We start from the raw sequence: 19793 nt of genomic DNA, 5'->3' as shown, positions 1-19793 counted from the left end.
CCCGAAGTAGTCTCTGGCAATACCCCACATGATGTAAGTTGCCCGGTGCCCACCTGAACTGGATATTCACGGCGTCAAGGAAATGACCGCTCTGGGCTCGTAGTCGACCTCGGGTGCAGCGCGGCATTCTCATGGTCTGGGGTTCCACGCTGAGCAGAGACGACCCAAAGCGGACTGAAATGTTTTCGCAAAAAATGAAGTGCGGCTATAGACATTCTCTTGAGCGGTCTAACCCATCACTAAATGCATTCACCGCCATCGATAACCAAGGCTTGCCCCGTCATAAAAGCGGATTCATCTGAAGCTAAATAGACGATCCCATGGCCAATCTCTTCAACTGTCGCCCATCGACTCATAGGGATCGCCTGCTCGATGTAGCCTTGCAGTTTGGCACGACCACCCATCTGCTTTTCGAAGCCTGCATTGAAGGGGGTGTCTACAAATCCTGGACAAAGGGCATTGAAACGGATTGCGTGGACAGCGTAGTCGGCTGCCATCTGCCGGACCATCGCAACAGCTGCGTGCTTTGTAGTCGCATAGGCGATCATACCCCGGTCGTATTGAACCCCTGAATTGGAAGCAGTGACGATCACGCTGCCTCCACCTTGTGATTTCATATGGGGGACGGCTGCGCGCGCGGCAATGAAGTGAGCGCGGACATTCAATGCCCAAGAAGCATCCATTCCATCTGGTTCCACTTCTTCCAGCGTTCCTTCGATCTGCAACCCAGCATGAGAGTGCAACACGTCAAGCCGACCGAAGTTTTTTACTGCTTCGTCTATGGCTTTGGTAAGGGCATCGTCATCGGTCACATCAAGCTGTATGGCAGATGCTTGATTCCCCTCCGCAACGATCGCGGCCACAGTGGCTTCAGCAAGTGTTGCATCGCGATCCGTTACCACAACATGCGCACCCTCTTGTGCCATTGCCATTGAACCTGCCCGACCAATTCCTGATCCCGCGCCCGTCACGAGCGCGACTTTACCTGCAAGCCGCATTTCACTTGGCTCCTTTATTTAACTATTCGATTTTGAGGCGCCTCGGCGCAAAAGCAGTTGCGCTGCAACGAGCAACAAGAGCGACGCGCCCATAACCATAGCGCCGATGGCATTGATCTCGGGAGTTACGCCGCGCCGGATGGATGAGAATATGTAGATTGGCAGGGTTGTTTCTGAGCCAGCTACGAAGAACGCGATGATGAAATCATCAAATGAGAAAGTGAAGCTGAGCAGAAAGCCTGCCAAAATTGCCGGTGCTATCAACGGCAGCGTCACCTGCCGAAAGGTGCCCCAAGGCGTCGCAAAGAGGTCAGCCGAAGCTTCCATGAGGGCACGGTCCATACCCGATAGCCTTGCACGTACGATGATTATGACCAGCGCCATTGTGAACATGGTGTGTGCGGCGACAAGCGTGGGCATCCCCATGGAAAGTTGCGGGGGATTTGCTCCATCGGGCCATAGGCTCGCAAGAAGCGGGTTTAGCCAGCCGAATACGGTGACTAGGGCAATGAGTGTCGCGATACCGATGACGATACCTGGTATCATTATCGCAATATAAATCATCGCATCGAACAAAGTTCGGAGCCATCCCTTAACCCCTTGTAAAGCGATGGCCGCCATGGTTCCGAGTGTGGAGGCGAGGCAAGCAGTTATCAATGCCGCAAGCAGACTGGTCTCGAGCGCGTCCATAACAAATGGGTTGTTGAGCGCTTTGCCATACCATTGGGTCGAGAACCCCATGAACTGGCTTGCGTGTCGTCCGGCATTGAAGCTGAAAAGCGCGATGATGCCGATTGGAATATAGAGAAAAAGGTAGACGCAAATCGCGTATAAGCGCATCGGACCCTCACATCAGCGAGACATCTTCGCGCTGGCCACCCAGGCGCGAGATGAATTTCATGTAAATTGAGACAGTGACAAGCATTACGACAACCAGCGTCATTGCGACCGCCGATCCGTACGCCCAGTTTCGAGACTGCAGGAACAGGTCCACCAGCGCATTTCCGACGAAAAAGACCTTTCCGCCGCCCAAGATCGCTGGGATCAGAAACTCGCCCATCAGCAATATGAAGACCAGCATGCAGCCTGTTGCGATACCAGGTACCGACAGAGGAAGTGTCACCTGACGGAACGTACGCCATGGGGTAGAGCCGAGATCAGCCGATGCTTCCAGAAGGCGTTTATCCAGTTTGTCCAAGCTTACAAAAATCGGGAAAACCATCAAAGGTAGATACCCATAGACAATCCCGACAAGCACAGCGAAGGGCGTATTTATCAGGCGGATATCATCGATGCCGATCGACTCCAGTAAAGCGGGCAAGCCACGCCCCCCAAGGATGAAAATCCATGCGTATGACCGGATCAGGATCGATGTCCAGAACGGCACGATTACCAGGATCAACAGCGAAGTTCTCCACTTTGGTGAACAACGCACCGCAAGAAAGTAGGCGAGCGGATAGGCAATTACCAACGCAGCGATAGTCCCCAGAGGTGCAAGGATCAAAGTGTTCTTAAACGCCGTCCATCGCGCAGGAAGGTTGGCATATTGTTCCAAAGTGAACGCTGGAACATAGCCTCCGGCGGCACCCCGTTCGCCAAAGGAAAAGACGAAGACGACCAGCAGAGGAAGGGCAAGCATTACCAAAAGCCAAACTCCTGCCGGTGCCAGCAACAGTGCTTTTCTGCCTCGTTCGGTCATATTGTCCTCGTCTTTTCCGATATTGGCGGCCTTACCGCTTAGGCCGACTTGAAGCGGGCGAGCAACTCGGCACGGTTTGGATCGGTTAGCGTAGCCGCCGCGCCAAACTCGAGCGCATTCAGAAGGTCAGCTGCCGGATAAAGGATCGGATCTTCCAGCAATTCCTTCGGCAGCAACGCATTGGTGCGAGCATCAGCCGATGGATAGCCATGAGCGAGGACTTCTTTCGCATTAACTTCCGGGTTCAGCAGGAAGTCGATCAAGGCATAGGCGGCATCCAAATGGGGCGCGCCCTTCGGAATAGCATAGTAGTCGGACCAGAGTTCACCGCCCTCGGCACCCAGAACGTAGGCGATTTCAGGCATGTCGACGTTCATCTGCTTTCCGTCACCTGTCCAGCACATCGTCATCCAGGCGTCACCGTTGCGCATCGGTGGCTGATAGTCAGACGAAATTGCAAACAGATGCGGCTTAGCATCCAGCAACAATTTCTCTGCATCGGCCAGTTCCTTCTCATCGACCGAGTTGAAGGAATAGCCAAAATACTTCAGGGCATTACCGATAGTGGTGAGTTGGTAATCGTGCACCATTGTCCGGCCTGAGTAACCCGCCATAGTCAGGTCCCAGAACTCTTTCCATGTGGTTGGAGTCGGAGCGCCATCAAGCTTGCTGGTATTCACTGCAAAGCCGGTCGTGCCCCAGTTTTTCGGCACCGCGTAAAGCTGGCCATCGACAGAACCAGCATCGGAAAAGCGCTGTTCGAATGAACCTGCGTCGTAGTTTGGCAGTTTGGAAGTATCGAGCGGGATGATCAGATCTTCACCCACATACGTAGTGATCGTGTAATTGGTTGGAACGAACACGTCCCAGCCAGAGCCTCCGGCCTGCAACTTTGCCAACATCTCTTCGTTCGAGCCAAAAACATTGACCTGAACATGGGCGCCGGTGGCTTCCGTGAAGGCTTCGAAGTTCATCTCGTCATGGTAGTTCGGCCACGTGGCGAGGATCACTCGGTCGCCAATGTCTCCGGCAGCAAATGCCGGGCGTGGACGCAACCCAGGCATGGCCGTGCCCAGAACGGCCGTTGCCATCCCAAGACCTGTCACGCCCAAAAAATGTCGCCGGGTGACCGAACCCTTTTGGTACCGGCGAAGCTCTTCCATGAACTTTTGCTTGGAAATAGTCCCGTTATCATTGGTCATCGTGAACCTCTCTTTTGTTGGATTGCGGGAGTTGTTATTTTTCAAGGATCAGCAGTGCGCCTTCGCCCCATGAGACAAAGGCTTGCTCTCCTGCATTGAACGTCCCCTCGTTCAATTCCGCTTGCCTTGGCACAAGCACGTGGAAATCACCCAGTGCTTCGTTGCGCGCAAGGTATTCTGTGTGCTCCCCAAGGAAGATCCGATTTTTAATGGTAACTGGCAGAGCAATTTCAGCTGTGGGTAGCGCACGGGTCAGCGTGATCTGTTCAGGACGGATACTGACGCACACTTCCTGTCCTGCATCTATTGGAATCTCCGGAGTTCCGTGCACCTTTTGGCCACTCGCTAAACGCACAGTGATTTGGTCGGCTACTGCGTCAGTTACAGTTGCATCAAAGAAATTCGAGGTGCCTACAAATCCAGCCACGTAACGGCTGCGGGGCATGTCATAGAGTTCGCGTGGGCTGCCTACCTGCACAATACTGCCACCTTCCATCACGCAAATTCGGTCGGACATTGAAAGCGCTTCTTCTTGGTCGTGCGTGACGAGGACAAAAGTTATTCCCAGTTGTCGTTGCAGGTTCTGCAGTTCAAACTGCATTTCTTTTCGAAGCTTTCGATCCAGAGCAGCCATTGGTTCATCGAGCAGCAAAAGCTTGGGCTCGTTTACGATCGCACGCGCCAAAGCGACGCGTTGCTGCTGACCACCAGACATCTCCCAGATGCGACGTGGGCCAAACCCACCAAGACGGACAGTTTCCAGCGCCTGCTTAACCTTTGTCGCGATTGTTTGCTTGTCTATGCGTGGTCGTTGTTGGCGCAGGCCGTACGCGATGTTGTCGAACACGCTCAGGTGAGGAAAAAGAGCGTAGTGCTGAAACACCATGTTGACTGGGCGATGGTGCGCATCCAAGTCGTTGACGACTTCGCCATCGAGCAACACCTGACCTTCGGTTGGTTTCTCGAAACCTGCCAGCATTCTTAGTGCTGTGGTTTTGCCGCAACCAGATGGGCCCAAGAATGACAGAAACTCTCCTTTCCCAATGGAAAGATTCAGGTCTTTGGCAGCGACCACATTCCCGAAGGTCTTGGTCACTCCTCGGAGTTCCGCAATCGTCTGCATGGTGACGCTCATGTCAAAGCTCATATACTGCCGTTTTCCTTTTGCTTGATTTTTTGGCATTTACTGGCATACCACTCAAACAAGAAAAAAGTAACAATAACTCGGAACAACTGTATATACCACAATTAGAGTATAGAGGTTCTTTTCGAGAATCTGGAGCGGCGTGTGTACGATTGGATGGAAGAGGCCGGCAGGGTCGTGGAGAAGATCGGAACCCCAGAATTTCCATGTGCTTTGGCAGATGGCTTGCGGCAGGTCGCACCATTCGATTTTACAGTGGTGTTTGGCCATGTCGGAACCGAAGCACCGATAGACCTTCACGACGATTTTCCCAAAAGCAAACGGCGTATTTTTGTTGAGGATTACCAAGCGGGGCCCTACGTACTTGATCCATTTTTTTTGGCCGCGACAAAACCGATAACACCGGGTCTGTACCGCATGCGCGATATCGCACCGGACAGGTTCTATCAGGGCGAATACTATCGCAGCTATTACAAAAGGACTGGGTTAGCAGAGGAGATTGGCTACTTTATCGATATCCCAAGCACTGGGATGGTTGTGGTCTCGCTCATGCGATCAGTGAAGCCTTTTTCAGCCAAGGAAATTCGTCATTTGCACGCTCTATGGCCGCTCGTTCGGGCAGCCTGTTGCAAACATTGGAGTGACTTTCCAACGATGACCCGCGGCGCCGCAGCAAATGGCGTTAGTCGTCGCGTCGATCTTGCTTTCCAGGCATTTGGCGATGGCGTTCTGACGCCACGAGAAAGAGAAGTCGTTGAGTTCACGTTGAAGGGCCATTCGGCAGAAGCTGTCGGCACAATTCTCGGCATCTCTCCAGGCACAGTCCGCATCCACAGACGCAACATTTACGCGAAACTTAGGATCAACTCGCAGGGTGAGCTTTTTTCAAAGTTCATTGAAAAGGCACTTTAAAAGGTTCCTTGAACACCCACTTTGTCCGCATGGCCGCCGTCGGTTGATCGTGCAGCATCGGTCACTGGGGGCTCCGTGCTGCGGTTAGGAAAAATTTAGTGAATTTCTGCTGCGCGGACGAAGTCGACATTCACTTTTGCATAAAGATTACGACGGCGATTGCGCCAAAAATTCCGCATCAAAAGCTTGCAGAAACAGGCTATCCCGAGCGCTCCCGCCTCAAGATCAAGTGCGCGAGATTTCGGTTCATTCCGCTCCCAGAGCGAACGTGCCTAAAGATGAGCGTGAACAACCGAAAGCGCGTGATTGAGAGTGTTTACTGCGAACTCTCTTTGGCTGTCCGGATCATTTAGACGCAAACGTGCATCTTCCTGTTCTGCCTTGTAGCCCACTGGAAACTTAACACCTTCCAATACTGTTCCCCAAACCTGAATGTCCTTGATTGCCATGGGATCCACAGTCAATGGGTTGTCATCCAAAATAGTGAAGTTCGCTCGCTTGCCAGGTTCGATACTGCCAAGGTCCCGTTCAAGACGATGAGAGTAGGCGGCGTTGATTGTCACTCCACGTAAGGCCTCTTCGACCGGGACCGTCTGATCCTGTCCTGCTACCCGACCGGAACTCGTCACGCGGTTCACCGCACACCACATTAGGAACAATGGATCACCGGGCGCCATCGGCATATCGGAATGCAGTGACCAGGAAATACCCGCTCGATCCAGATCACCAAGACGGACCATTTCATTGGCGCGTTCAGGACCAAGACCGGTTTTACTGTATTGATCCGCAAGTGCCGTCACGTAGTAGGGATTTGCGGAAACAATCGCGCCCAGACGTTTGATACGCATGACCTGATCGGGCGCACTCACAGCAAAGTGCACGATCACCGTTCTATGATCGAAACGAGGGTTTCTGCGCAAGTTCCGCTCTAAGGCGTTTAATACACGGTCCAACCCGGCGTCACCGTTGACGTGAATATGAACTTGGTAGCCCGCGTCCCAATAGGTTTGAAATGCACGCTCAAAGGCCGACAGGTCCATCATCCACTCGCCATGGTAATCGCCAAGCGGATCGTCCCTCAGTTGAATGGCAAGGGAATATATCGCACCGTCCGCAAAAAGCTTGACGCTGCCTTTGGACATACTGGTCTTGCCACCATACCAGTCGACAAGTGCTTCTGTCTGTTCGATCACATCTTCAGCATTGTCATATTTGGCGATCAGGCTTCTTCCATCTGGAATGAAGCTCCACCGGAACGGCATTGAGGGTGCGGAGAATACAGCGTTCACCGCATCCTGAACCGGGCGTGCCAGAATGCCGCCTGGCTCGTTGCCGTAGGTCACGCCCTTCGCATGCATGTAATCGCGCATGGTCTCCAAACCAGCGCGAAACTTTTCAGGGGTTGCCACGTATGGTGCAATCAAAGGCAGAACTGCAAACAAACCCTGTTCCCAGAAGTGTCCATGCTCAAAGCTGGATTGCATCTTTTCTGAGTCGGACCAGGCGTCCATGACCTCTTCGGTAACGCCCGCGGCCTCCATTGCAGCAGAATTCAGAATGAATTCGTGGCATGAGCGGGCCCACACAAAGATAGGGCGTTCGCTGCTGATCTGGTCAAGGTCCGACCGTGTCAGTGGACCATAAAATGCCGCGTGGTATCCCCATGTCATGACAGGGGTGTCCGGGTCTTGCTGACCATTAACAGCTTCGGACAACCGTGCCAGAAAGTCATCCTTGTCCACAACGGCGCGCGATAAACCCTGTGGCAAGTCCCAGTCCTCTATCGAAAGAATGACGGACGAAAGGCTCAAGCCGCCCAAAACTGGGTGATCATGCTGGGCGATAAAGCCGGGAACGATGATAAGGTCGGCGAATGTGTCATCAACGGTGAAGGGCTGTTCACCAATCGCCTCTTGGACTTGCTCTCTAGTGCCGGTCGCCAAAATCCGACTGTTTACAACAGCAACGGCTTCGGCGCTTGGAAGGTCGGGATCAAGTGTGACGATCTCGCGAGCCGTAAAAATCGTGACTTCATCAAGATCGAGTATCGCTCCGCCAAGATCGGTCAGCGTGCCTTCTTGCCCGAACAATGTACTCGGAGCAACGAGGATCGTCGTGCTCGTCAGGAAGGACCTTATAAACGCCCGTCTGGAGTTGTTTCCCATGGTGGATGCCTCTCCCTAATGCACTTACTAACACAGAATACGCAGATGTCCGCAATTCGGACATCGATCGATTTTCCCAAAACAACCGCTCTGCGGACGGAGCCGCCTGATGCTGGCTCAGCGAAAATTGCTTTGAATGCTCGACGGTGTCACCGGATTGCTCGCGGCGGCGCAGCAGGATTTACCGAACGCAGACGTACAAATCACACAAATCGGCCGAGATCCAATCCGGACATTCGCTGCGCTCCTGTTCTACGTCTCACATGCGGACAATGCCGTCGCTCGCCGACCTCTTCAATCCGCCCATTAGCTGCGCTTAGGTCCGGACACTAACAAATACCAACAATTTCTGGCATCAAGCTTCAAAGATAACTCGAAGAGAAAGATTCTAGAGAAAGAGAATTGTAGTTCATACCCATCAACAAAAAAACAGGGGACAAATCAGGGGATGAATAAGATTCATCTCCGAAAACCTTTGCATTACAATATCTTATAGTGAAAAATGGTGCCCCCACACGGACTCGAACCGCGGACCTACTGATTACAAATCAGTTGCTCTACCAGCTGAGCTATAGGGGCACTGGCAGTCGATTACTTCGTCCGACAGAGGACTGCAACCCTCATTTTTAACTCGCACTTGGGGATTGCCCGTTTTCCTGAGAAAGTGCAGAAACCGCGGGGTTGGTTCGTTGCAGATTTTCATGCGACGCAAAGACATAGAATGGGATGGACACAGCCCCTGAGGGTAAAAGGACTAAAGATGCAGGTAGTAATCCATGCCGGGGCCGCCTTTGCCGATGAAGGGCAAGTGCTGTCCTCGCTTTCGGCAAACAAGCAGGCCTTGGTGGATTGCCGTGCTGCGATCTTGGGGCCACGCGGCGGGCGTCAGTTTGTCAAGGTTCTATCTGATGCTCTTGCTCAGGATTTGACTGATTCAAAAACGCAGGACGGGCTGCACGCCCTTCTTCCAGATGATCCAAATGTTGATCGTGTCATCCTCTCGAACGACAAGTTCTTTGGCCCAACACGCTCTGCCCTGCAACATGGACAGATTTACCCTTTTGCCGGGCAGCGGACAGCCTATGTGCAAACCTTGCTGGATGATACTCAAGTTGAATTATTCGTCGGTCTGGTGAACCCTGGGATTTTCATACCCAAGGTCCTGATGTCGATCCATGAAGATCACCGGCAGGAGATTCTGACCAGCACCGATCTGAGCTGCCTGAGCTGGTTGAGCATGATCGAAGATCTGCGCGATCTTGCGCCTCAGGTGCAGCTCACTTTGTGGAAGAATGAACACTTGCCACTGATTCTGGGGGATATCATGCGCGCAATAGCGGGCCTGCCCGGTGACGCTCCTCTGGAGGATGAGTATGCGTTGCTGTCGTCGCTTCTGACTGAAACCGGTCAACGGCATGTTCTGGACATCGTGCGGGGCGGCGTCGGCCTCGACAAGGACGCTCAACGCGAAAACCTTGCGCGGGTTATGGAAGACTATGCCCGGCCCGATGAGGTCGAAGAAGAACTTGATCTGCCCGGCTGGAACGCAGACATCGTTGACGCATTTACAGAGCTTTACGAGCAGGATTTGGCAATCATCCAGACCATGCAGGGCATCCGGATGCTGTAACCCTTCTGTCCCTGAAGCACCCTTACAGATGCCTTTTCGTTTGCCGGATGATCCAGTCCGCAAACGCTTGTACGGCTTCGTTCCTCTGCCCGGTTGGCGTTGCAATGAAATATGCGCTGCCCGAGGTATTCGCCAGTTGCCCGATCTGGACCAGCGCGCCCGACGCCAACTCGGCCTCGATCAGGTAGGACGGCAAAATCGCAGCCCCAAGCCCGGCAACTGCGCCTTCGATCAGCATCGAGAACTGATCAAAGCGCATCCCTGGAAAAACCGTTCTGGCCTCAAGTCTATGGCTGGCATGATATTCGGACCACAGCCCGGGCCGCGAGGTCAGATGCAACAGCGGCAGATCGAACACATGCTGTTCCTCGAAAGTCCGTTGGTCGCCCAACAACACAGGCGCAGCCGCTACAACAAGTTTTTCCGGGAACAGCTTGCGTAGCCGCGCACCGGGCCAGTCTTCGTGCCCAAAGTGAATGGCAAGGTCCATGCGCCGCTCTTCCAGGCTGAACGGCGTCGTGTAGGAATGCAGATCCAGTTCGATCCCCGGATGCAGGTGCTTGAAATCCGGCAGTCTGGGCACCAGCCACCGTGTCGCAAAGGTGGGCAGGACCGCCAAGGTCAGCAACGACGCACCGTCACCGGCCGCGATCGCACGATTGATCGTACCGTTCAGCCGCTCAAGGTCGCCTGCAAGTTCTTCAAACAAAGCGCGACCCGCTTTCGACAAGCGAACCGCACGTCCGACCCGGCGAAACAGCGTCACCCCCAGCGCAACCTCAAGTTCACGAACCTGACGGCTAACCGCGCCCTGCGTCACACCAAGCTCTTCTGCCGCCATGGTATAGCTTTCGTGGCGTGCAGCAGCCTCGAAACTGCGCATGAGGGCAAAAGACGGCAGGGAATTGATTCTGGGCATATCACTCATGAGTTTTAGTCACTGAAACGATACAAAACAGCGTATTTTTATCAAGTTACTTTGCAGATAGAACCTCAGTCATCTCCAGAGGAAGATTAACAGTGTTCCATCGCGCAAACCGACTAAACGGTATCGAATTGTCCGAAATCGTGCAGATTTCCGAGGCCGCCGCACGCTTGCGTTCGGAAGGGCGCGATGTTCTGGCATTGTCGACCGGTGAGCCTGACCTGCCCACCCCGCCCCATGTGGTCGAAGCAGCCCACGCGGCAGCGCTGGACGGCAAGACGAAGTACCCGCCGACGGCCGGGGTGCCCGATTTGCGCACCGAAGTTGCCCGGCAGGCCAAAGCCGAAGTTGCTCAGGTCATTGTGTCGACCGGTGCCAAACAGGTGATTGCCAATGCCATGCTGGCCAGCCTGAACCCCGGCGACGAGGTCATCATGCCCGCGCCCTACTGGACCAGCTATTCTGACATAGTGCGGATGGCGGGTGGAACGCCCGTCATTCTGCCTTGCCAGATGGATCAGGGATTCAAGCTTCTGCCGGAACAGTTAGAGGCCGCCATTACACCGCGCGCACGCTGGCTGATGCTCAACACGCCGTCGAACCCGTCGGGGGCAATCTATACGCAGAATGAAATTGCCGCCCTCGCATCTGTTCTGTCCCGGCATCCACAGGTCTGGGTTCTTGCGGACGAGATTTATCGCCATCTCAGCTTTACTCCGTTTGTATCAGTGGCCGAGGCGGCCCCTGACCTTTCCGACCGTCTGTTGATCGTAGACGGTGTCGCCAAAGCATGGTCCATGACCGGATGGCGCATCGGCTGGGGGATCGGGCCGGTCGAGTTGATCAAGGCAATGGTGGCCGTTCAGGGGCAGGTTACATCGGGTGCCTGTTCGATTGCACAATGGGCCTCGCTTGCGGCGCTGACCGGCAGCGCGGGCCTGTTGGAAGAACGCCGCGCCGTATTTGCCGAACGCCGTGATCTGGTGGTTGCAGGGTTGAACGATGTTCCGGGTTTGCGCTGCGCGGCTCCCGACGGGGCGTTTTACGCCTTTCCTTCCTGCGCCGGACTGCTTGAGGATCAGGGTGGACCGTTCAAAAATGACGCTGACTTCTGCACCTGGTTGTTGGAAGATGCCGGTGTCGCTCTGGTTCCCGGTCGCGCCTTCGGGTTGCCCGGACATTTTCGCCTGAGCTTTGCTTATGCACAAGATACAATTGCAGCGGGGCTTGCACGTCTCAAAGCCGCTGTAGAAAGGAAACTCTAATGAAACCACAATCCCGCCCCCAGCTTGGCCCTTTCACTTGGGATGACCCTTTTCTGCTGGAAGACCAGCTGGCCGAAGACGAACGCATGGTGCGCGATGCGGCCAACGCCTACGCGCAGGACAAACTGCTGCCACGTGTGACCCAGGCTTTCGCCAATGAAGAAACAGACCCCGAAATCTTTCGCGAGATGGGTCAAATGGGCCTTCTGGGCACGACTATCCCCGAAGAATTCGGCGGCATCGGTGCCAGCTATGTCACTTACGGTCTGGTCGCACGCGAAGTGGAACGGGTCGACAGCGGTTACCGCTCGATGATGTCGGTACAGTCCAGCCTCGTCATGTATCCGATCTATGCCTACGGAACGGATGAACAGCGCCGGAAATACCTTCCGAAACTGGCCAGCGGGGAGTCTATTGGCTGCTTTGGCCTGACCGAGCCCGATGCGGGCTCGGACCCCGGCGGCATGAAAACCGTCGCGAAAAAGACCGAAGGGGGCTATGTCCTCAACGGCTCAAAGATGTGGATTTCGAACGCGCCCATTGCTGACGTATTTGTTGTGTGGGCCAAATCAGACGCGCATGACGGCAAGATCAAGGGTTTCGTACTTGAAAAAGGCACACCCGGTCTTTCAGCCCCGAAGATCGAAGGCAAACTGTCGCTGCGCGCCTCGATCACGGGTGAGATCGTGATGAACAATGTCGAGGTCGGGGAAGATGCTCTGTTGCCGGGTGTCGAAGGTCTGAAAGGGCCGTTTGGCTGCCTAAACCGTGCACGATACGGTATCGCCTGGGGATCGATGGGCGCAGCCGAGGCCTGCTGGCACGCCGCGCGGCAATACGGTCTGGACCGAAAACAGTTCGGTCGCCCATTGGCGCAAACGCAGCTGTTCCAGCTGAAGCTTGCGAACATGCAGACCGAAATCGCCTTGGGGCTTCAGGCCGCTCTGCGCGTGGGTCGCCTGATGGACGAAGCCCGCGCAGCGCCAGAAATGATTAGTCTGATCAAGCGCAACAATTGCGGCAAGGCACTAGAGGTCGCACGCCACGCACGTGACATGCACGGTGGCAATGGCATCAGCCAGGATTTCCACGTGATCCGCCACATGGTGAATCTTGAAACCGTGAACACATATGAAGGCACTCATGATGTTCACGCCCTGATCCTGGGTCGCGCGCAAACGGGCCTGCAAGCCTTCGCCTGAGGACGACAAAGATGGATCGCGCAACCATTGTGCATGACAACTTCCTGCGCCGGGTTGCGGCACGGGATTTTCCCGATGGCGCGACGCCGTCTGGCCCACTGACAGCGTCTGAAGCGGTCGGGCTATATCGCGCGCAATGTCTCAGCCGCGCTTTGGACCGCCAAAGCCGGGCTATGCAGAAAGCCGGTCAGGGGTTTTATACCATTGGCTCCTCTGGTCACGAAGGGATGGCCGCCGTGGCGGCAGCCCTGCGCCAGACAGACCCTGCTTTTCTGCACTACCGCGACGCCGCGTTTCAGATCGCCCGGTCCGATCAGGTGCCGGGGCAGAGCCCGACATGGGATATTCTGTTGTCCTTCGCTTCATCCTCTGATGATCCGATCAGCGGTGGGCGGCACAAGGTGTTGGGGTCAAAAGCGCTCTGCATCCCGCCGCAGACCTCGACCATTGCCAGCCACCTGCCCAAAGCAGTCGGCGCGGCTTATGCAATCGGGGCAGCCCGCCGTCACAAACCAGAACATGCAGAAATGCCGGACGACGCCATCGTCTATTGTTCCTTTGGTGATGCCTCGGCCAATCATTCCACCGCGCAAGGCGCATTCAACACTGCACAGTGGACGTCTTACCAGTCGGTTCCCCTGCCGCTGCTGTTTTGCTGCGAGGACAACGGGATCGGAATTTCGACTAAGACACCACAAGGCTGGATCGCCGCAACATTCTCTCATCGACCGGGACTGAAGTATTTCTCGTGCGACGGGCTCGATATTTTCGAAACCTACCGTATAGCACAAGAAGCCGCCGCCTATGTCCGCAGCCGTAAGAAACCCGCATTTCTGCACATCCGCACGGTGCGCCTGTATGGCCACGCCGGAGCAGATATGCCCACCACGTATTTGCCGAAATCCGAGGTCGAAGCTGAAGAGTCGAACGACCCCCTGCTGCACTCCGTCCGTCTGCTGGAACAATCCGGTTCGATGCAACCGGATGACGCGTTGAAGGTATACACCGACACCTGCGACCGCGTAGCGCGCGTCGCCGACAAGGCGATCACCCGCCCTCGCCTGAAAACCGCAGGTGACGTGATGGCCAGCCTGATCCCGCCCGCACGCCCCTGCGCCCCGACCAATGGCCCGACACCCGAGCATCGGGCTGAGGTATTCGGCGGCGACCTCAAAGCACATGCTGAACCCCAGATCATGTCGCGCCTGATCAACTGGGCCCTGAGCGACCTGATGCTTGAACACGGCGAGATCGTGATGATGGGCGAAGATGTCGGGCGCAAAGGCGGTGTCTATGGCGTGACGCAAAAGCTTCAGGCCCGTTTCGGACCCGACCGGATGATCGACACGCTGCTAGACGAACAGTCGATTCTGGGCCTCGCCATCGGGATGGCCCAAAACGGGTTTACGCCCATGCCGGAAATCCAGTTCCTGGCCTATCTTCACAACGCCGAAGACCAGTTACGCGGCGAAGCAGCCACCCTGCCCTTCTTCTCGAACGGTCAGTACACCAACCCGATGGTCGTTCGCATCGCCGGGCTGGGGTATCAAAAGGGCTTTGGCGGGCATTTCCACAATGACAACTCGGTCGCGGTTTTGCGCGATATTCCGGGGCTGATCCTGGCCTGCCCATCGAACGGCTCCGACGCTGCACGAATGCTGCGTGAATGCGTGCGGCTGGCCCGGGAAGAACAGCGGTTGGTCGTGTTTCTGGAACCCATCGCGCTCTACCCGATGCGGGACCTGCACGAAGCCGGGGACGCAGGCTGGATGCACACTTACCCCGACCCATCTGAAAGGATCGGTTTCGGCGAGGTCGGCGTGGATGGAGATGGCGACGATCTGGCCATCGTTACCTTTGGCAATGGCGTCTACCTCAGCCATCAGGCGCGCAAATCGCTGCAGGCCGACGGGACAAAAACCCGGATAATTGACATGCGCTGGTTGTCGCCGCTTCCCAAAGACGCGCTGACCCGGGCCGTAAGCGGCGCCAAGCGGATATTGATCGTCGATGAAACCCGGCATCACGGCGGCGTGGCCGAAGCCCTGATGGCCCATTTCCACGAAACCACTGATGTGCCGATGGCTCGTATTACCGCCGAAGACAGCTTTATTGCCACCGGCCCGGCCTATGCCGCGACCATGCCATCGAAAGACAGCATCGAGGCCGCAGCAAGATCCCTTATGGAGACGGGCAAATGAGGTCTGCGAAACAAACCGCTGTTGTCATCTGTCCGGGGCGCGGAACCTATAACAAACCCGAATTGGGTGTTCTGGGTCGGCATTTTACCGACAAGGCCCTGCTGGCACATTTCGATGGCATGCGGCGCGCACAGGGTCAGGAAACCCTAAGCGAACTGGACGGCGCAACACGGTATTCCGTGGCAAAGCACACGCGCGGAGACAATGCCTCGGCCTTGATCTATGCCGCCACGCTGGGCGATTTTCGTGCCATCGATCCGGAGAAGATCGACGTGGTGGCTGTGACCGGAAACTCGATGGGCTGGTATTCAGCCCTGGCCTGCGGGGACGCTCTGACCGCCGAGGCAGGGTTCGAGGTGGTCAACACCATGGGAACACTCATGCAGCAGAGCCTGATTGGCGGCCAGTTGATCTATCCTTTCATGGATGCCGACTGGCAGCCGAACCCGGCACGCAAGGCCGAACTGCTGGCTCTGGTCGCTGAGATCGACGGCACCGGCGCGACCCTCACCCTGTCAATTGATCTGGGCGGGATGCTGGTTCTGGCCGGGGATGAAGCTGGGTTGTCCGCCTTTGAAAACAAGGTGCCTGTGGTGCAGGAACGATTTCCGATGCGGCTGGCCAATCACGCAGGGTTTCATTCACATCTGCAACGCCCAGTTGCCGAAGCCGGTCGCGCCCGCCTTGCCGCAGATCTGTTCCGGCAACCCAATTTGCCCATGATAGATGGCCGTGGTCAGATCTGGTGGCCCGGAGCCTGTGATCTGGACGCGCTTTGGGACTACACCTTGGGTCATCAGGTGACCGAAACCTATGATTTCACAAAGGCCGTATCACAGGCCGCGAAAGAGTTCGCACCCGACATGTTCATCGTCACCGGACCGGGAACCACACTGGGCGGAGCCGTCGCGCAATGTTTGATCCTGAGCAATTGGTACAAGATGCAGGACAAAGCAAGCTTTCAGACCAGCCAACGCGAAGAACCTTCGCTGATCTCAATGGGGATCGAGGATCAACGCGCACGTGTGACCTGACCTTGCACACCTTGGCGGTTCGCCCGGCGCAAATCGATCTATCGCGGGCACTCCGCTCCACTCTTCGCACCGAACCTTCTGTTCAGAGCCTGCCCAAAAAAGCGCCTACTTATCAAATCCACGCTTCTGAAACGGGAACAGATGACTGAGCACCCAACCCCGCGCGGTGACCCGTTATCCAATGCTTCAGGTCATTTGGCACCTTCGCGCAAATCCGGACTCTTTCGATCGAGCACCTTGCAGACAGGCGGCCTGTCTAGGGTCAGGATTCATAACCACTAGATGACTAGAGCCGCGAGCGCGATGGCTGATAGGAAGACCTTGGGACAACGATCATAGCGTGTTGCCACGCGCCTCCAATCCTTGAGCCTGCCAAACATGATCTCGATGCGGTTGCGGCGTTTGTACCGGCGTTTGTCGTATTTTACCGGCGCCTTGCGTTGCTTTCGGCCGGGGATGCAGGCGCGTATCCCTTTGTCTTTCAAGGCGTCTCGGAACCAGTCGGCGTCATAGCCACGATCACCGAGCAGCCAGTCCACATTTGGTATGCTCCTAAGCAGAGCCCGAGCACCGATGTAATCGCTGACCTGCCCGGCGGTAACGAACAGGTTGAGCGGGCGACCTTGGCTATCACAGATAGCATGCAACTTGGTATTCATGCCGCCCTTGGTTCGGCCCCTCTCGGCAGCATCCTTCGGATGCGCCTGCCGGGCAGTGAATCAGGCGGCCACGCCCCCCTTTTTGGCGCCCAAGCTGGACGCCGTGCGATGGGCTTTTAGATATGTGGCGTCGATCATGACCGTCTTCTTTTCACCGTGCTCGGCGGCCAGACCAGCCAACATTCGTGCGAAGATGCCTTTCTAGCTCCAATGCTTCGACCGGCTGTAGAGCGCTTTGTGAGGTCCGTATTCCCTGGGGGCATCTCGCCAACGCAACCCATTTCGATTGATGAAGATAATCCCACTCAGCACCCTTCTATCATCGACCCGTGGCCTGCCGTTCGACTTCGGGAAGAAAGGGGAAAGCTTGGCCATCTGCTCGTCTGTCAGCCAATAAAGGTCGCTCATATCATCGCTCCGTTTTCGAGCCGTGAATCAAGCAACGAAGCGAAAATCAATGCATCCTGACCCTAGTTAGAGAGGGTTCAGTGAATCCGGCCAGCGCCTTGAGTGTTCCGTGATCACGAGCAGCACATCTGCGCCGGACAGTGCTTCGCGCGTATCACGGATCATGCGCAGGTTCAGGTCGTCGATAACAGACGCAGAAATCGGTCGGCCGGGATTGTAATAGACTGTAATCAGGAATGTTCGCCCAAGTTTGGTGACGGACAGATCCTGTAGTGATCCTCCATCCTGAACAATAGCAGCACGCAGAGCCCGTCGGGCTGCAGCGATGTCTCCGGGGCTTGCGCTGACGCCCGCCAATTCACCCAATCCTCTGCGAAAATCTGTGACGTAGGTTCCGACCGCCAACAAGCACAGTACTAGGACGATTACCGAGTCGCCCACCGGCGCAACTGGTGCCAGCGGACCGTCGCGGAACAAGTAGACGGCACCCAGCCCTACACCTGCCGCCGCCGTGATCAGCCCGTCGAACATCGCGGCCTTGGACTCGAGCCGCAGGATCGAGCTGTTCTTTCCCATTCGGCGCCAGGTGAAATGATGGAAGCCCCACATGAAGGTGCATGTGAGGCCAATCCCGGCGAAGTAGATGATCATCGGCGCAAAGTTCAACGGCTCAGGCATTATACCGTTGAGGTAGTTGTAGATATTCTTGATCGCATTCGTTATTGCGAACAAGACCAAGCCGAGAAGAGACAGTGAGCGAAATGTCGCAAAAATAGCCTCGTCAGCGGCGTAGCCGAAAGGGCGGACCTTGTCCGGACCCGCATCGATGCGACGACTGATCCGACGCCCAAGCAGCGCCGAGCCGAACCCGACCAGGGAGAACAGTCCGTCCATCATGATCGCGTTTGAATTCGACAACATACCAGCCAGCACCCCCGCGGCGGCCATGAAAAGGTTTCCCCACATGGCCACGCTGAGAGAGCGTCTTTCCAGCCGTTTTCTGCTATCTGAATTCAGCGTCATCATATTTTGCAGTCCTGATGTGACATCAATCTGCTCTTCCAATATCCTTCCGTTGATGTTTCGCCAACACTTGTGGTGAATATTAGAAGAATCCGTCAACAGGTCAGTGGTTTATCCCCATGGCATCGCCATTTGTGGACAGGTCCCTTCATAAAGAGTTTTCTTGGCGCCTGAGATCATTTAGCCAGCACTCATTTCTCCGGCCTCACATGATTGTTGATTTCCACTGAAAAGTGACCCGGTAGGCCTGATAACTTTCACTGAGAATTGACCCTTGTGAACACATTGCTCCGAGGATTTTGTTTGGGGAGACTTGAAGTGATCGGCATGGAATTTTTTGAGTGTCATACGACGCTGGGCATTGCGTGACAAAATGCCAATCCGCGATAATTAACGGCGCACGGGGCTGTCTCGCAACACCGTCAGAAAGTATCTGCGCGAAGGTGCTGTAGAACCGAGGTTCAAGACGCCGCCGCGTTTGAGCAAGTTGGTTCCGTATGCGGATCGGTTGCCTGATGGCTCTCACTTTGCCCAAAGAAACAGCGTGGAGTAGTACAACTTGATTTACGTCAGGCAAAGTAGATCGCCTGACGGATCAGACCAACTGAATTGGCTATACCCCAGTTCAGCATCTGAAAATGTGTGTTCTGGCTTCCTTCGTGGCCGAACCAGTTGCAGAAATAGTTTCCCGCGATCAGAAAAGCGGCCCAGATGGCGCGATACAGCGCGACACTAATCATATCAAGACAGAGCGCCGCCGGAAGAGCGACAAACCCCACAGCAGCGCTAGCCATTGCACTGACACCAGTCACAGACCGGCAACGTCCAGGACGGTTTTCGCAGCCAGTGTGGGCTGTCGCACCTCTTCAGTGCGTAACCGCCTGTTAAAGGTATGTTCGTACAAGCCCTACGCCGATCCGGCGAACACGATCGCCGGTCTTGTCAAACCAACATGGTCTGATAGGCTTTGGGCGCTCGGTTGGTCTCGTACGACGTTGCTTTGAAAGGCCTTCATCCGAAGTACCTTTTATATTGTTCCATTAGAATTCGTTTGAGGCAAAGAATAACGTCCAGGGCTTCTTACTCGGACAGTGGGCCCAATTGGGGCAACAAAACGGAGGCGCGTGCATGAATCGGACAATACCTGCAGACCCTTCACAGCCAAACATTCCCTATCGTTCGCGCTCGGTTAATCCAGAATTGAAAGTACTATGTATTCTAGTCGAAGCTGCAAATCGTTTTTTTCCAGTTGCTGACACAAAACGGTCGCCGATCAGAGCAGGTGTTGGTCTAGTACTGGCAGTAGCTCTGATATCTACTCCCATT

Annotated in this window: 15 protein-coding genes, 1 tRNA gene and 1 pseudogene; 6 read left to right on the top strand and 11 right to left on the bottom strand. The window is 55.4% G+C overall.

Annotated elements, in window-relative coordinates:
* Nucleotides 1-239: 239 nt before the first annotated feature.
* Genes ACR0BK_RS18970 through ACR0BK_RS18950 form a run of 5 tightly spaced genes read right to left on the bottom strand, consistent with a single transcriptional unit; the run spans nucleotide 240 to nucleotide 5082 of the window.
* Nucleotides 240-998 (bottom strand): SDR family NAD(P)-dependent oxidoreductase, encoded by a 759-nt coding sequence (locus ACR0BK_RS18970; RefSeq protein ID WP_480521122.1) that lies wholly within the window; start codon nucleotides 996-998, stop codon nucleotides 240-242.
* An 18-nt stretch (nucleotides 999-1016) separates the two neighbouring features.
* Nucleotides 1017-1838 carry an ABC transporter permease gene (locus ACR0BK_RS18965; RefSeq protein ID WP_480555914.1) on the bottom strand — a complete coding sequence of 274 codons (822 nt, stop codon included), beginning with the start codon at nucleotides 1836-1838 and terminating at the stop codon, nucleotides 1017-1019.
* Nucleotides 1839-1845: 7 nt separating this feature from the next.
* Complete coding sequence (locus ACR0BK_RS18960; RefSeq protein WP_480521118.1) at nucleotides 1846-2697, bottom strand: ABC transporter permease; 852 nt, start codon at nucleotides 2695-2697, stop codon at nucleotides 1846-1848.
* Between the two features lie 38 nt (nucleotides 2698-2735).
* Nucleotides 2736-3899: an ABC transporter substrate-binding protein gene (locus ACR0BK_RS18955; protein ID WP_480521116.1), complete on the bottom strand. Its 1164-nt coding sequence runs from the start codon at nucleotides 3897-3899 to the stop codon at nucleotides 2736-2738.
* Between the two features lie 34 nt (nucleotides 3900-3933).
* Nucleotides 3934-5082, bottom strand: a complete 1149-nt coding sequence (locus tag ACR0BK_RS18950; protein ID WP_480555913.1) for an ABC transporter ATP-binding protein — start codon at nucleotides 5080-5082, stop codon at nucleotides 3934-3936.
* 117 nt (nucleotides 5083-5199) lie between these two features.
* Between ACR0BK_RS18950 and ACR0BK_RS18945 the strand changes: the two genes are divergently transcribed.
* Entirely contained in the window at nucleotides 5200-5955 is a 756-nt protein-coding gene (locus tag ACR0BK_RS18945; protein WP_171236905.1) for a helix-turn-helix transcriptional regulator, read from the top strand.
* Between the two features lie 272 nt (nucleotides 5956-6227).
* On the opposite strand, the gene ACR0BK_RS18940 is transcribed toward ACR0BK_RS18945, so the two are convergent.
* Complete coding sequence (locus ACR0BK_RS18940; protein WP_480555912.1) at nucleotides 6228-8120, bottom strand: amidohydrolase; 1893 nt, start codon at nucleotides 8118-8120, stop codon at nucleotides 6228-6230.
* A 503-nt stretch (nucleotides 8121-8623) separates the two neighbouring features.
* Nucleotides 8624-8699 (bottom strand) — tRNA-Thr (locus tag ACR0BK_RS18935).
* Nucleotides 8700-8880: 181 nt separating this feature from the next.
* On the opposite strand from ACR0BK_RS18935, the gene ACR0BK_RS18930 reads away from it, so the two are divergent.
* Nucleotides 8881-9750, top strand: a complete 870-nt coding sequence (locus ACR0BK_RS18930; protein ID WP_480555911.1) for a hypothetical protein — start codon at nucleotides 8881-8883, stop codon at nucleotides 9748-9750.
* A 22-nt stretch (nucleotides 9751-9772) separates the two neighbouring features.
* On the opposite strand, the gene ACR0BK_RS18925 is transcribed toward ACR0BK_RS18930, so the two are convergent.
* Entirely contained in the window at nucleotides 9773-10669 is an 897-nt protein-coding gene (locus ACR0BK_RS18925) for a LysR family transcriptional regulator (protein WP_480555910.1), read from the bottom strand.
* Nucleotides 10670-10770: 101 nt separating this feature from the next.
* On the opposite strand from ACR0BK_RS18925, the gene ACR0BK_RS18920 reads away from it, so the two are divergent.
* Genes ACR0BK_RS18920 through ACR0BK_RS18905 form a run of 4 tightly spaced genes read left to right on the top strand, consistent with a single transcriptional unit; the run spans nucleotide 10771 to nucleotide 16377 of the window.
* Nucleotides 10771-11940, top strand: a complete 1170-nt coding sequence (locus tag ACR0BK_RS18920; protein ID WP_480555909.1) for a pyridoxal phosphate-dependent aminotransferase — start codon at nucleotides 10771-10773, stop codon at nucleotides 11938-11940.
* Entirely contained in the window at nucleotides 11940-13142 is a 1203-nt protein-coding gene (locus ACR0BK_RS18915) for an acyl-CoA dehydrogenase (RefSeq protein ID WP_480521025.1), read from the top strand. Before ACR0BK_RS18920 ends, ACR0BK_RS18915 begins: the two co-directional genes overlap by 1 nt.
* Before the next feature lie 11 nt (nucleotides 13143-13153).
* Nucleotides 13154-15343 (top strand): dehydrogenase E1 component subunit alpha/beta, encoded by a 2190-nt coding sequence (locus ACR0BK_RS18910; protein ID WP_480555908.1) that lies wholly within the window; start codon nucleotides 13154-13156, stop codon nucleotides 15341-15343.
* The gene (locus ACR0BK_RS18905) at nucleotides 15340-16377 is read left to right on the top strand and encodes an ACP S-malonyltransferase (RefSeq protein ID WP_480555907.1); all 1038 of its coding nucleotides are present in this window, start codon (nucleotides 15340-15342) and stop codon (nucleotides 16375-16377) included. The genes ACR0BK_RS18910 and ACR0BK_RS18905 overlap by 4 nt, the downstream gene beginning before the upstream one ends.
* Nucleotides 16378-16655: 278 nt before the next feature.
* On the opposite strand, the pseudogene ACR0BK_RS18900 reads toward ACR0BK_RS18905, so the two are convergent.
* From ACR0BK_RS18900 to ACR0BK_RS18890, 3 genes and pseudogenes are all read right to left on the bottom strand, one after another.
* Nucleotides 16656-17444 (bottom strand): annotated as a pseudogene (locus ACR0BK_RS18900) (IS5 family transposase).
* A gap of 66 nt (nucleotides 17445-17510) precedes the next feature.
* Nucleotides 17511-18470: a cation efflux transmembrane domain-containing protein gene (locus tag ACR0BK_RS18895; protein WP_480521021.1), complete on the bottom strand. Its 960-nt coding sequence runs from the start codon at nucleotides 18468-18470 to the stop codon at nucleotides 17511-17513.
* 566 nt (nucleotides 18471-19036) lie between these two features.
* Nucleotides 19037-19261: a hypothetical protein gene (locus tag ACR0BK_RS18890; RefSeq protein WP_480521019.1), complete on the bottom strand. Its 225-nt coding sequence runs from the start codon at nucleotides 19259-19261 to the stop codon at nucleotides 19037-19039.
* Nucleotides 19262-19793: the final 532 nt, after the last annotated feature.

Source organism: Ruegeria sp. AF1, assembly GCF_056542125.1.
The sequence above is the reverse complement of the archived record's forward strand: the minus strand, read 5'-3'. Positions and strand labels throughout refer to the sequence as shown.

Excerpts from the sequence above, each read along its gene's own strand:
- ACR0BK_RS18925 (WP_480555910.1), bottom strand. The coding sequence starts at position 10,669 with ATGCCCAGAATCAATTCCCTGCCGTCTTTTGCCCTCATGCGCAGTTTC.
- ACR0BK_RS18905 (WP_480555907.1), top strand. The coding sequence starts at position 15,340 with ATGAGGTCTGCGAAACAAACCGCTGTTGTCATCTGTCCGGGGCGCGGA.
- ACR0BK_RS18955 (WP_480521116.1), bottom strand. The coding sequence starts at position 3,899 with ATGACCAATGATAACGGGACTATTTCCAAGCAAAAGTTCATGGAAGAG.
- ACR0BK_RS18970 (WP_480521122.1), bottom strand. The coding sequence starts at position 998 with ATGCGGCTTGCAGGTAAAGTCGCGCTCGTGACGGGCGCGGGATCAGGA.
- ACR0BK_RS18965 (WP_480555914.1), bottom strand. The coding sequence starts at position 1,838 with ATGCGCTTATACGCGATTTGCGTCTACCTTTTTCTCTATATTCCAATC.
- ACR0BK_RS18890 (WP_480521019.1), bottom strand. The coding sequence starts at position 19,261 with ATGGCTAGCGCTGCTGTGGGGTTTGTCGCTCTTCCGGCGGCGCTCTGT.
- ACR0BK_RS18930 (WP_480555911.1), top strand. The coding sequence starts at position 8,881 with ATGCAGGTAGTAATCCATGCCGGGGCCGCCTTTGCCGATGAAGGGCAA.
- ACR0BK_RS18915 (WP_480521025.1), top strand. The coding sequence starts at position 11,940 with ATGAAACCACAATCCCGCCCCCAGCTTGGCCCTTTCACTTGGGATGAC.
- ACR0BK_RS18895 (WP_480521021.1), bottom strand. The coding sequence starts at position 18,470 with ATGATGACGCTGAATTCAGATAGCAGAAAACGGCTGGAAAGACGCTCT.
- ACR0BK_RS18940 (WP_480555912.1), bottom strand. The coding sequence starts at position 8,120 with ATGGGAAACAACTCCAGACGGGCGTTTATAAGGTCCTTCCTGACGAGC.
- ACR0BK_RS18945 (WP_171236905.1), top strand. The coding sequence starts at position 5,200 with ATGGAAGAGGCCGGCAGGGTCGTGGAGAAGATCGGAACCCCAGAATTT.
- ACR0BK_RS18950 (WP_480555913.1), bottom strand. The coding sequence starts at position 5,082 with ATGCCAAAAAATCAAGCAAAAGGAAAACGGCAGTATATGAGCTTTGAC.
- ACR0BK_RS18910 (WP_480555908.1), top strand. The coding sequence starts at position 13,154 with ATGGATCGCGCAACCATTGTGCATGACAACTTCCTGCGCCGGGTTGCG.
- ACR0BK_RS18960 (WP_480521118.1), bottom strand. The coding sequence starts at position 2,697 with ATGACCGAACGAGGCAGAAAAGCACTGTTGCTGGCACCGGCAGGAGTT.